Source organism: Roseateles sp. P5_E4, assembly GCF_054049255.1.
Window position 1 is genome coordinate 134,619 of sequence record NZ_JBFUMS010000007.1, and the last position, 12,176, is coordinate 146,794.

Genomic DNA, 12,176 nt, shown 5'->3' on the forward strand with positions numbered 1-12,176 from the left:
CCAGACAGGGCGGCTGGCGGCGCCAAACTCCCCCCATCGCATGGAAGGGAGACAAGCGTGTCGCAGAACACAAACGGGCCATTCCAACTGACGCGGCGCCGCGTCATTGGCAGCGGCGCAGCCGCAGTGACGCTGCTGGTGCACGAGCTGGCCCTGGCCTTCAAGCCGCCCGCGCTGAAGACGCCGGGCGCCCTGCCGCAGCCGGAGGGCACGCCCGTGCAACCGCACGCGCCGCCTGGCGCACCCGACTGGTCCGGCGGCCCAGGCAAGGCGCGCTTTCGCATCGACGGCCTGGCCAAGGTGACGGGCCAGAAGGTCTATGCGCGCGACTTCCGCGCCGTCGACATGCCCGGCTGGCCGCAGGCCGAGCGCATGGCCATGATCCTGCGCGCGACCCAGCCCGGCCTCGCCTTCGCGGGCCTGGACCTGTCCCGCCTTGACGCCGCCCATGCGCAGCCGCTCCTGACCATCACGCAAACGCCTCTGCCCGGCTACACCGGGCCACAGCGCGACCTGGCCTCGCTGAACCTTCAGCTGCCCTTCTCCAGCGCGGGTGCCGATGGCGTCTACCAGCTGCTGGTGCCGGTCGGTACGGCGCCGCAGTTCTACGGCCAACCCGTGGCCATCCTGATCTTTGCCGATGGCAACACCTACCGCCGCGCCAAGCGCGCGCTGCAGTTCCAGCCCGGCGTCGTGCAGACCGGCGGCTTGGCCGCGCCTCCCGCCCAGCCCTGGGTGATGGCCTACAGCCCGGTCAACTACCTGACGCGTTATGAGGCGGCGGGCATCGAGCCGTTCTCGCAGGTGCAGGTGGGCTGTGCGTCCGACCCCTACCAGCCCGACTCCAAGACCCAGCCCTACAACAGCACCGCCCGCCGGCTGCGCGGCCGCATCAACGCCGCGCTGCAGTCGCCCAGCCCCGCCGTGCTGCAGCTCGGCGGCAGCTACAGCACCCAGGTGCTCGACCCGATGTTCATGGAGCCCGAAGCGGGCCTGGCCTGGCTGGACCGCTCCGGCACCGGCACGCTCAACCTCGTGCTCGGCACCCAGGCCACCAACGGCGACTCGGGCGACAGCCTGGCGCTGTTCAGCAAGGACTGCCCCGTCAAGGTCGCAACCGTGGTGCTGAACTCCTGCTATCCCGGCGGCGGCTTCGGCGGGCGCGACGTGTCGACCTTCCCGCCGCTGCTGGCCGTCACGGCGGCCCTGGCCGACGGCCCGGTGCGCATCGCCCAGGACCGCTACGAGCAGTTCCAGGGCGGCCTCAAGCAGCTGGCCAGCCACATCACCCAGCGCATCGCGGTGGACGCGAAGACCGGTAAGTTCCTCGCCTTCGGCAGCCAGCAGGTGCTGCCCTCTGGTGGGCAAAACAACTACAGCCAGTTCGTCGCCATGCTGGCGGCGTATTGCGGCCTCAGCGGCTACGACATCCGCCAAGCCTATGTCGATGCCATCGCCCAGCCCAGCACGGGCGTCGTCGCCGGCTCCATGCGCGGCTTCGGCGGGCCGCAGGCCAGCTTCGCGGTGGAGACGCTGGTGGACGAGGTGGCCGTGGCGCTCAAGCGCGACCCGATCGCGCTGCGCGAGCTCAACGCGCTGCGTGAAGGCGACCGCACCATCACCGGCGCGCCGTTGACCCAGGCGACGACGCTGCGCGAGATCTGCCGCCGCTCGCGCGAGCACGCGCTGTGGCGCGACCGCGAGCTGGTGAAGGCCCGCAAGGCGCGCGAGGGCATCCGCTACGGCGTCGGCTTTGCGCTGGCCAACCAGGCCTATGGCACGGGCAAGGATGGCGTCATGGCCGAGGTGGCCATGGACGGTATCGGGCGCCTGACCGTGCGCACCAACTGCGTCGACATGGGCAATGGCTCGGCGACGACGCTGGCGATCAGCACGGCCGCCTGGCTGGGCCACAACGCGCATGACATCGTCATGGGCGACGTCGGCAGCTTCAATGCACTGGACGTCAGCACCTATGCCGGCGGTGACTGGAGCAAGCCGAACTGGACAGCCGGCTTTGCCATGTCCAGCAGCGCCTGCCTGACGGCCTTCCACCAGGTGCACGTGACCGAGCGGGCCAGCCAGGTGCTCTTCCAGGCCGGTCTGCTGCCGGCGGCGGCAGCGCTCTGGGGCGTGCCGCTGGCGCAGGTCCAAGGCAAGACGAAGTGGGACAAGGGTCATCTCGTCGCGCCGGGTCTGGCGCCGCTGCCGCTGCGCGTGCTGGCGGCCCAGGTCTACAAGACGGGCCTGACCTCGGCTGCCATGGTGCATGGGCTCTACGAAGGGTCCTGGGTGGTCGGCACCTACGCCGTGCCGGCCGGGCCGCCGCTGCAGCTGCCCATCGACGGCTTGTCGCTGCGCGCCGCGGGCCAGGCGAGCTGGACGCCGGTGCTGCGCCAGAACGTCATCCCGCCCAAGCCCGAGGCCGCGCTTTACGGCCGCAGCCTGTATGCGCCGTCGGGCGTGCTGGTGGCCGTCGAGATCGGGCCCAAGAGTTTTGCGCCGCGTGTCGTCGACGTGCAGCTGCTGGTGGATGCCGGCAAGGTGCTGCAACCCGACCTGCTCTTGGGCCAGGCCCAGGGCGGCATCGCGATGGGCATTGGCTATGCGTTGCTGGAAGACCTGCCGCTGGAGGCGGGCGGCGCGGGCGACGGGCGCTGGAACCTGGACCGCTATCACGTGGCATTGAGCGCCGACGTGCCGCTCGCGCGCATGAGCATCACGCCGCTGCCAACCACCGAGACGACGGCCAAGGGCATTGCGGAGGCGGTGCTCTGCCCCATTGCGCCGGCGATCGGGAATGCGATCGCCCATGCGACAGGGAAGCGGTTTCGGTCGTTGCCGATTACTGGCGCTGACATTGAGAGGGCTTTGTCATGAGCGGCTTTGTGGCAAGGCCCAGCGGGGATTTCGCCCCCGCGGGCGACCTACTTTTTGCGCCGCCAAAAAGTAGGCAAAAAGCTCTCCCCTGCGAAACCGCCCCTGTCGGGGTCCCCTGCGATGCTCGAAGCCCGGGGCCGCGCCCAACTCACTTCGCTACGCTCCGTTCAAACAAAGGGGCGCGAAGTCAGAAGTTGATGCGAGCTGCGCTCGCGCCCCGGGCTCCTGTGCTTCTCGGCGGTTTAGAAGGGGAGGCTCCTGAACAGCCAACAGCCAAACCCGGAGGCCGTTCGCAACGAGGCATTTCTATTGCCCCCTCTGAGCCTGCCGAGGAACGGAGGGCCTTGAGGCCGCGTGCGCAGCACGCTTCAAGAACTGACTCCGCGCAACTGTTTGACCGCAGCGTAGCGAAGGGAGTTTTGCGCGGGGCCTCAAGGCCTGAGTACCGCAGGGGACCCGAAGCGCAGCGAAGGGCGGGCGGATCGGGGGTCGTTTCTTTGCCTACTTTCTTGTCGACACAAGAAAGTAGGTCGCCCGCCGGGGCGAACTCCCGGCTGGGCCTCGCCATCAACCAACACCAACGAGAGGCCTCCCAATGACCGACCTCGTCCCCGTCCAATTCCACGTCAACGGCCGCCCCATCAAGACCGAGGTGCCCACCGACCTGCCCCTTGTCGACTTCCTGCGCGAAGAGCTCGGCTTGTCCGGCACGCGCCTGTGCTGTGGCATCGGCGTCTGCAAGGCCTGCACCGTAGCCGCGCGGCGTGCGCCATCGAGCCAGGCCCAGCCCATGCTGGCCTGCTCGACGCCGGTGGCCCTGCTGCAAGGCCAGAGCATCACGACGGTGGAGGGCACCGGCAGCATGGAAAAACCCAGCGCTGTGCAGCAAGCCTTCCTCGACCACTTCGCCTTCCAGTGCGGCTACTGCACGCCGGGCTTTGTCATGGCGACCGAGATGCTGCTCGGGCGGCTGCGCGCGCAGCCCATCCGCCGCGAGCAACTGGACGCGGCGATTGAAGACGCCGTCGGCCAGCACATTTGCCGCTGCACCGGCTACGCCCGCTACCACCAGGCCATACGCACCGTCGTGCTGGCGGAGAAAGGACTGGTGGTCGCATGAGAGCCCTGTTGCTACTGCTGCTGGCCGGTGCCGCCCAGGCCGAGACCTTGTACGAATACGGCCGCCAATGCGCCGAACAGATCAGCGAGATCCCTGCTTTCAACTGCATGGCGGGCGAGGAGATCCCCATCACCGTCGACGGCAAGTCCGTGCCATCGCAACCCGCGCCACCGCGCTGCGATAGGCCTTCGCTGCTGCCTCAGCACGATGCCGCCAGCCAGGGCCAGTGCGTGCCCGGCAGCCGCGCCCTGGTGCTGCGCGACGACAAGACCGCGCAGATCAGCGCCGTCTGCCGCAAGCAGGTCGCGCGGCCCGCCGGCAGCCCGCTGTTCGACGAGATCAACGTCATCTCGCACAGCCTGAAGGACGGCAAGACCTGCTGGTTCACCGCCAAGGCCAAGGCACCGTTGACCGAAGGTGCCGGCATCGACGGCCGCGCTGTGCCCTCGCCCAGCACGCGCGCGCGCTTGGTGCCGGGGGCCGACAAGGTCTGGCTGTCACCCTACGAGGTGGCCTTCAAGCAGCCCGCCTGCATCGGCTGCCACGACAGCGGCCCCTTCATGTACAGCCCCTACATCGCCCAGACGACCATGTTGCCCGGCGATCCCTTTGGCTTTTACCAACCCAAGGCCATCGGCGAGGACTTCAAGCGCGCCTGGGCGAAGTTGAATGCCTTCGGCATCACGACGCGGGGCAACACCTGCACGGCCTGCCATCGCATGGGCAACATGAACTCCTGCCAGGTGGCGATGAAGCAGTCCACCGGCAATGCACCTCAGGAGGGTGGCGACGAGTGGTCCAAGAAGTTCCCGCAATCACACTGGATGAGCCCGGGCAACCTGCACAGCAAGGCGCAGTGGGACGAGCAGTTCAGCGAGAGCCTGAAGAAGCTGGCGGCCTGCTGCGACAACCCGCAGGGGGCGGGCTGTAGGGTGGTGGAGTACGGGCCGAAGGGAGCGCTGCCCAAGCGTTGAGGCAGCCGCGTCAGCCGCGCACAAACCGCATCAACCGCCCGCGGTAGTCCGGCCTCCCCGCTTCCGCCGCTAACAGCACCTCACTGAACTCAAACCCCAAGCCCGCCATCCGCTTACCAAACGCCGCGCGGTTGCCGCGGTTGGGGTCCACGATCAACAGCTCGCACTGCGGCAGCGCGTGCTTCTCGATGAAGGCCGCCAGCGCGCCGCCGTCGTCGCGTTCGTAGAGCACGTCGCTGCCGATGATGAGATCGAAGCGTCCTTGCACACGCGGTGCGCCTCCCTCGGCGGCGACCGCGTCCTCGCTCCAGTCGCCATGGCAGTAGCGCATGGGCGTGAGCTCGTTCAGGCGCAGGTTCTCGAGCAGGAAGGCGCCGGCCAGCGGGTGGATGTCGCTGGCCGTGACCTCGGCGCCGCGGCGGTGGCACACCAGGCTGGCCAGGGCCAGACCGCAGCCGATCTCCAGGATGCGTTCGCCGTCGGTCAGGGGCCGGATCGCCATCGCGGCGGCCAGATGCAGCCCGGAGGGCCAGACCTGGCCGAACAACGGCCATTGCGCGGGCGAGATGCCCAGGGCCTCGGCCGCACCCGCCGGGTCGGCGAACTGGTCGTTGTCCAGCAGCGAGCGGATCTGCAGATCCGCCGCGCCATCGATGGCGAGCGCCTGGACTTTGATTTCATAGCCGGGCATGAGAGCCCCCAGGTGACCTGCGTGTCAGAGCGCAATGCGACACGGGGAGGTCAGCGCCGCTGTTCGTTCACAGCGGCCGGGCGACAGGCCGGCGGGGCAAGACGGTAGCGGCCGCGCGGAGCGCGCGGCCGTTGAGCCAGTGTAGGGTCAGCTCATCAGGCTGTAAGGCCCGCCGCGTTCCAGGGCCTTCTTGTAGGCCGGCCGCGCGTGGATGCGGGCCAGGAAGTCCTTCAGCTTGGGGTAGCTGTCCATCGTGCCCCGTGCTGCCGCGGCTTCGACAGGAAAGCTCATCTGCATGTCGGCCGCGCTGAACTCGGCGCCGGCAAACCAGGGCCGGGACGCCAGCTCGCCCTCCAGGAACTTCAGCTGCGCGTCGATATTGGGCTGCACGAAGCTGTTCAGCACCTTGTCGGCAATGCCCTTGGCGATGGGTTTCACAAAGAAGGGCATGGGCGCGCGCTTGACCTTGTTGAACACCAGCTTCATGACCAGAGGCGGCATCGCCGAGCCCTCGGCGAAATGCATGAAGTAGCGGTAGTGCAGCAGGTCCTGCTCGCCCGTGGGCTTGAGCCGGCCCTGGCCGTAGCGGTCCACCAGGTACTCCAGGATGGCGCCGCTCTCCGCCACCGTCAGCCCGCCGTCGGTGATGACGGGGCTTTTGCCCAGCGGGTGCACCTGGCGCAGCTCGGGCGGCGCCAGGCCGGTCTTGGCATCGCGCTGGTAGTGCTTGATCTCGTAGGGCAGGCCCAGTTCTTCGAGCAGCCACAGCACGCGCTGCGAACGGGAGTTGTTGAGGTGGTGGACGGTGATCATGTGCCGCAGTGTAGGCAGGCACCCAACCGACGCTACACCGGCACTTCAGCGGCAAGGCGGCGCAAGGCGTCCAGCTGCCAGTCGAACTCGGGCTGGAAGGACTCGCGCTGCTGCACGGCGCCATAGCCGCCCTCGCCATAGACCGTGGCATAGGCGGCGTACTCGGCGGCTTGCAAAGCCCGGCCGGCGAGAGCGTTGGCGACGGCATAGGAAGCCGACACGGCCGCGTGGCCTACGCCGTCCAATGACCGCGAACCAGGGTGGTGGTTGGCCAGCTGCGCAGCTTCGGCAGCCGCCGCGTCCAGGTCTTCCCGCGTCGCACCTGCAGCCACCAAACGGGCCAGTACATCGAGGCAGGCGACCACCGCTGCGTCCTCCAGCAGGTGCCGCACCCGCTGCACGCACGCGAGGCCGAAGCGAAGCCGCAGCCCCTCCTGCGCCGGGGCGTCCAAGGCGAGTTCGCGGGCCAGGTGGTCAAGGGCGTCGTTCATGGCGACCCAGTTTAGGCAGACGGGATTGCACCGCAAGGCCGCGGCCGGCTACGCTGCGGCGCGGCACGCCGTGCCGAAGGAGGGTCGCATGGCTCAATGGCCGACATTGGAGATCGCCAAGCTCATCGTCGGCGTGTTGACGCCGCTGTCGGTGGCCCTGCTGGGCTGGCTGTTCAGCCGCCAGCTCAAGCGCCTGGACCTCAGCAACTGGACCAACCAGAAGCTCATCGAGAAGCGGCTGGCCATCTACGACGACATCGCGCCCAAGCTGAACCAGCTGCTGTGCTTCTTCACCTGGGTGGGCTACTGGAAGATCATCTCGCCGGCTGATGCCATCCATGCCAAGCGCGACTTGGACAGGACGCTCAACATCTACCGCCATGTGTTCGAGGCCGAGGTCTACAAGACCTACCAGGCCTACATCCACGTGCTGTTCGAGACCTACACCGGCGCCGGCCACGACGCCAGGTTGCGGGCCCTGGTCCAGGGGCCCGACGGCGACCGGCGAACCGACAGCGCCTATGCCTGGAGCGAGGCCTGGAACCCCTGCTTCTCGGAGCCCCGCAACGCCGCAGGCAAGGACCAGGTGCTGGCCACCTACAAGGACTTGATGGCGGCCCTGACACGCTCGCTGGGCGTTGGCACGGCCCAGCACGCGCGGGCATGAGCCCGGTCAGGCCTGGGCTGGCGCCTCGTCCGGCGCCAGCAAGCGGCCAAACACCAGCTTGACGATGAGCAGCCCCACCCCGGCCGCGGCCACCAGCACCGCATGCAGGCCCCAGAACTGTGAGCCCGGCATGGTCTCAAGCAGCCCGGCCAGCCAGCCGACGAAGGTGTTGCCGAAGAACAGGTGCAGGTAGTAGATGCCGATCATGACCCCCTGCAGGCCGCGCGGCGCGGCGCGTGAATACAAGGCCAGGCCCACTGGCATGATGTTGGCGAAGCCGATGTCGTTGACCAGGGTGTAGGCGAAGGTCCACAGGATGCTGATCTTGCCGCCGCCGGCTTCGATGGCGAAAGCCGGGATCAGCAGCAGCAGCGGCGCGCCAGCCGCGACAAAGGAGCCCAGCGCCATCTTGGTGACCTCGTCGGGTTCGCGTCGCCGCGTGGCCCACCAGCGCCAGAAGGCGATCGAACCCAGCATCGTGATGAAGCTCACCGTGGCGTCCACGGCCTGCAGCCAGGTCACTGGCACCTGGAAACTGCCGACCATCATGTCCATGTGCTGCTGCGACCACAGTGGGTAGGCGTTGTTGAACTGCTGATTGCCGACGATGGACAGCATCAGCAGCGGCAGGATGCCGACGAGCAGGGCGACCTGCATGACGCCACGGCGGCCCAACGGCGGACGCACCTCAGCCTTGGCTGCGCTGCGCTGCGGTTCGGGCGGCAGCCAGCGACGGCCCGCCAGATAGACGAACAGACCGATCAACATGCCCACGCCGGCCGAGCCGAACCCCCAGTGCCAGCCCACCTTCTCGCCGAGGGTGCCACAGACGATGGGGGCGGCGATGACGGCGATCTGAATCGCCAGCATGAAGATCTGGAAGGCGCTGGCGCGGCGCTTGTCGCCCGGCGCATAGAGGTCGCCCACCTGGGCCGCGATATTGCCCTTGAAGCAGCCCACGCCCAGCAGCAGGCAGCCCAGGGCCGGCAGCAGCGCGGCCTCGATGGCCATCAGGAAGTGGCCGGTGGCCATCAGCAGCGCGCCGATGACGACGGTCTTGGTGCGGCCCAGCCAGCGGTCGGCGATCAGCCCGCCGAAGATGGGCAGCAGGTAGACCAGGCCCACGTAGAGGCCGAACACGGCAGACGCCAGCTGCTGCGGCGAGCGCGGCCCGGTCACGTTCTCTATTGCCGAGCGCAGCGCATCCATGCCGGCCACATGGCCGATGTGGGCCGGCAGGAAGAGGTAGTTGCTCAGATAGAGCACCAGCAGCGCCTGCATGCCGTAGTAGCTGAAACGCTCCCACAGCTCGCAGAAGGACAGCCAGCCCAGGCCGGCAGGGTGTCCCAGGAAGGATCGGTCATGGCGGGCGCGTGCGTCGCTTGTGGCGTCGGCGGCCGCGGTCAGGGTGGCGGAGGTCAAGGGGGTGTCCCGGAAACTTGCGGAAAGCCGAGACTGTCCATGCCGGGTGACCGTCTGGCAATGGGAATGGCCCGGGCATGACGGGCGTCATGGGGGCGGCCCGTCGTTTTCGTTGCTTACGATGGGGCGCATTCATCCAGGGAGAGGCGTCGGCATGGAAAGCTTTGTCACCGAGGAGCGTTTCGAGCGCAGCGTGGCTCGGGCGGCTTGGAAAACGCCCCAGCAACTGGCCTCGCTGCGGGCCTGGCGAGTCCAGCCGACCGACGAAAAGCCGCTGAAGTTCTTCTTCCACACCAACACGCAGGCCAAGGCCGACGCGCTGGCGGCGGTGCTGAAGGCGCGCGGCTATGAGCCGCAGGCGCGCAAGACGGGCGCTTTCGTGGACTGGACCGCCGCTTCGCTGGTGGTGGCGTCGTGGGTGGTCACCGGCCACACCCCGCCTGTGCTGATGACGGAAGACGCCTTGCTCGCATGGACGAAGGAGATGTGCCAGCTCGGCCCGCAGCATGACTGCGAGTTCGAGGGATGGTTCGGCGAGACGCCGGACTTTCTCGAGAAGAGCGATGACCACTGGCTGCAAGGGCGCCCTGATGGCACGCTGGATCTGGACATCTACCGCTGGAGCGCCGCCTCGGAGGCCGCACTGGCGGAGAACGACGTCTACTGGGTCAGCCCTGGTGCCGGCGTGGGTTCGCTGGGGGCGCTGCAACCCTACGCCCACAAGATCCGCGGCCTCAGGAGCCCGTCTGAAGAGCTGAGCCTGGAGAGCATCGATCTGCTGCCGGCGCTGGAGCAGATCTACCTGCACAAGGCGCCGCAAGCTCATGGCGACTACCGCAAGCTGCCCAGGCTGCGCGGCTTTCGCTGCCTGGATGCGGAGAAGCTCGATCCCCGAGGGCTGAACAACCCCAGCCTGCGCCGCGTGGAGCTGAGGCGGCCCCGCAAGCTCAAGTCCTTGAATGCACTCGACGGCTGGAGCGGCCTGGAATCGCTCATCCTTGCCGGCGCGCCGCTGACCTCGCTGGAAGGCCTGGCGCGGTTCTCGGCGCTGCGTGAACTGCGCCTGGCGCATTGCCTGAGCCTCACGGACATCAGCGAGCTGGCTCAGACCCCGGGCATCGAAATGCTGGAGATCTACAAGACCCCCAAGGTGCAGAGCTTCGAGCCCATCGCGGGGGTGAACCGGCTGCGCTGGGTCTTTGTCTGCAGCCGCGGCGGGACGCTGGCCAGCTACGAGACCTTGAGTCACTGGCCGGAGCTGCAGAACGCCGGCGTGTTGCTGCACATGGGCCAGGTCGACTTCGCATCGCTCGCCCGGCATCCTTCGGCAGCGGAGCTGCTGCTGTACACCCAGCCAGGATTCCAGCTGCCCAGCGAGGATGAGCTGCGCCGCGCACTGCAGGCCCAGGGCAGGCAGGTTCGCAGCGTGTTCCTGCGGCCGAAGGACGAGTGCCCATCCATCCACGTCACCTTTGAATCGCCCTACTGGCGCTCGCCCGCGGCGCACGAGGGGCACGCGCGCGTGTTCGTGGAGTGAAGCGTATGAACACCCCTCCCCGCGTCCTCGTCACCGGCGGCAGCGGCTACATCGCCGGCGTGCTGATCCGCCAGCTGTTGGCCAACGGTTGGCAGGTGCACACCACCGTGCGCGACCTCAGGCGCGAGCCGGCGTTGCGCCAGCTGCTCGGCGTTGGCGCGAGTGACCAGTTGCGCTGCTTTGCCGCCGACCTGATGGCCGACGCCGGTTGGGCCGAGGCGGCCGCTGGTTGCAGCCACATGGCCCACCTCGCGTCGCCGCTGCCGGTGGGCGTGCCGCGCGACGCCAACGAGCTGATCGTGCCCGCCCGCGACGGCGCCCTGCGCGCGCTGAAGGCCGCGCGCGATGCCGGCGTGCAGCGCGTCGTCATGACCTCATCCGTCGCGGCCATCTCCTATGGGCATGGCCCGGGCGAGCACCATTTCACCGAGGACGACTGGACGCGGCTGGAGACGCCCGGCATCCCGCCCTACATCCAGTCCAAGACCATCGCCGAGCGGGCGGCGCGCGACTGGGTGGCGCGCGAGGGCGGCGGGCTGGAGTTCTGCACGGTCAATCCGTCAGTCGTGCTCGGCCCGGTGGCGAGTGCCGACTACTCGGCCAGCGTCGTCATCGTCAAGAGCCTGCTGCAGGGCAAGGTGCCGGCCCTGCCCAACATCGGCTTCGGCATCGTCGACGTGCGTGACGTGGCCGAGCTGCACTGGCGCGCGCTGACCGCGCCGGGCATGGCCGACGAGCGCTTCATCGCCTGCGGCGGCTTCCTGTGGCTGCGCGAGATTGCGGCCATCCTGCGTGCTGAGCTTGGCGAGCAGGCCCAGCGCGTGCCGACGCTGCAGATGCCGAACTGGGCGGTGCGCCTGCTGGCCAAGGTCAGCCCGGCGGTGCGGGCGGCGGCGAGTGAGCTGGGCACGGCGCGGCACCAGGATTCAAGCCATGCGCGGGAGCGGCTGGGCTGGGTGCCGCGGGCGCCGCGGGAGGCGATCGTGGCGACCGCTCGCGATCTGATCGCACTGCGCATGTGACGCGGCGTTGAGCCGATCTGGCTGACCTGCCAGCGAACTCAGAGAGACGGCGACTGCCTGCTGGCGTGCCAGAACGCGAGGATCACCACCTTGTCCGGCAGCGCCTGGTAGTAGACGTGATAGCGGATGCGGGCGAGGAAGAGCCGTCGCAGGTCCGGGTAGTGTGGCGACGCAGAGCGCGCACCCAATTCGGGTTGAAAGGCCAGCAGACGCAGTGCGTCCTCGAAATCGTTCGCCACGGCGTCAGGCGCAGCCGGCCGGTTCTCGCGCCACCACGATGCTGCCCGCTCCAACTGGGTGGCGGCCCTGCGGGTCACCACCACGGCGACGCGGCCACTCACGATGCCATGCGAAGTCGTTGCAGCAGCACGTCGGCCGGCATCGTTTCGTCGCGCTCCAACTCGCCGAGCGATGCTTGCAGCTCGGCTTCGAGTTCAGGAGACACAAGGAAGGTCTCGTTCCTATCGCGTGTCAGGATTGTGACGACCGTGCCCTCGGGCAGCGGATCTCCTTCGACGACGATCTTGCCGCCAACGACGGTGCCAGTGGTGAGCTGCAT

The 12,176-nt window shown here is 68.4% G+C and carries 12 protein-coding genes; 6 read left to right on the forward strand and 6 right to left on the reverse strand.

The genetic code is table 11. From position 1 onward, the window contains the following. The first annotated feature begins 57 nt into the window (after nt 1–57). The 3 genes from ACXJLH_RS15220 (at nt 58) to ACXJLH_RS15230 (ending at nt 4,974) form a co-directional block, all read left to right on the forward strand. Nucleotides 58–2,880, forward strand: a complete 2,823-nt coding sequence (locus ACXJLH_RS15220) for a xanthine dehydrogenase family protein molybdopterin-binding subunit (RefSeq protein WP_457444983.1) — start codon at nt 58–60, stop codon at nt 2,878–2,880. Nucleotides 2,881–3,475: 595 nt separating this feature from the next. After that, nucleotides 3,476–4,000 (forward strand): (2Fe-2S)-binding protein, encoded by a 525-nt coding sequence (locus ACXJLH_RS15225; RefSeq protein ID WP_457319791.1) that lies wholly within the window; start codon nt 3,476–3,478, stop codon nt 3,998–4,000. Continuing rightward, nucleotides 3,997–4,974, forward strand: coding sequence for a hypothetical protein (locus tag ACXJLH_RS15230; RefSeq protein ID WP_457444985.1), 978 nt, complete (start codon nt 3,997–3,999; stop codon nt 4,972–4,974). The genes ACXJLH_RS15225 and ACXJLH_RS15230 overlap by 4 nt, the downstream gene beginning before the upstream one ends. 10 nt (nt 4,975–4,984) lie before the next feature. Here ACXJLH_RS15230 and ACXJLH_RS15235 read toward each other — a convergent pair whose 3' ends face one another. The 3 genes from ACXJLH_RS15235 to ACXJLH_RS15245 form a co-directional block, all read right to left on the reverse strand. Continuing rightward, nucleotides 4,985–5,665: a class I SAM-dependent methyltransferase gene (locus ACXJLH_RS15235; protein WP_457444987.1), complete on the reverse strand. Its 681-nt coding sequence runs from the start codon at nt 5,663–5,665 to the stop codon at nt 4,985–4,987. A gap of 147 nt (nt 5,666–5,812) precedes the next feature. Further along, nucleotides 5,813–6,478: a glutathione S-transferase family protein gene (locus ACXJLH_RS15240; RefSeq protein ID WP_457444989.1), complete on the reverse strand. Its 666-nt coding sequence runs from the start codon at nt 6,476–6,478 to the stop codon at nt 5,813–5,815. A 32-nt stretch (nt 6,479–6,510) separates the two neighbouring features. Continuing rightward, complete coding sequence (locus ACXJLH_RS15245; protein WP_457444991.1) at nt 6,511–6,969, reverse strand: hypothetical protein; 459 nt, start codon at nt 6,967–6,969, stop codon at nt 6,511–6,513. An 88-nt stretch (nt 6,970–7,057) separates the two neighbouring features. On the opposite strand from ACXJLH_RS15245, the gene ACXJLH_RS15250 reads away from it, so the two are divergent. Continuing rightward, nucleotides 7,058–7,636: a hypothetical protein gene (locus ACXJLH_RS15250; RefSeq protein WP_457444993.1), complete on the forward strand. Its 579-nt coding sequence runs from the start codon at nt 7,058–7,060 to the stop codon at nt 7,634–7,636. Between the two features lie 6 nt (nt 7,637–7,642). Here ACXJLH_RS15250 and ACXJLH_RS15255 read toward each other — a convergent pair whose 3' ends face one another. Continuing rightward, on the reverse strand, nt 7,643–9,058 hold the full coding sequence (locus ACXJLH_RS15255) for a peptide MFS transporter (protein ID WP_457444995.1): 1,416 nt from the start codon (nt 9,056–9,058) through the stop codon (nt 7,643–7,645). Nucleotides 9,059–9,212: 154 nt separating this feature from the next. Here ACXJLH_RS15255 and ACXJLH_RS15260 point away from each other — a divergent pair, with 154 nt between their 5' ends. Continuing rightward, nucleotides 9,213–10,595 carry a ribonuclease E inhibitor RraB gene (locus ACXJLH_RS15260; RefSeq protein ID WP_457353388.1) on the forward strand — a complete coding sequence of 461 codons (1,383 nt, stop codon included), beginning with the start codon at nt 9,213–9,215 and terminating at the stop codon, nt 10,593–10,595. A 5-nt stretch (nt 10,596–10,600) separates the two neighbouring features. Next, nucleotides 10,601–11,617, forward strand: a complete 1,017-nt coding sequence (locus ACXJLH_RS15265; protein WP_457444997.1) for an NAD-dependent epimerase/dehydratase family protein — start codon at nt 10,601–10,603, stop codon at nt 11,615–11,617. A gap of 38 nt (nt 11,618–11,655) precedes the next feature. Here the strand turns inward: ACXJLH_RS15265 and ACXJLH_RS15270 are convergent, their stop codons facing one another. Next, complete coding sequence (locus ACXJLH_RS15270) at nt 11,656–11,958, reverse strand: type II toxin-antitoxin system RelE/ParE family toxin (RefSeq protein ID WP_056191098.1); 303 nt, start codon at nt 11,956–11,958, stop codon at nt 11,656–11,658. Beyond that, on the reverse strand, nt 11,955–12,176 hold the full coding sequence (locus tag ACXJLH_RS15275) for a hypothetical protein (protein WP_056191100.1): 222 nt from the start codon (nt 12,174–12,176) through the stop codon (nt 11,955–11,957). Before ACXJLH_RS15275 ends, ACXJLH_RS15270 begins: the two co-directional genes overlap by 4 nt.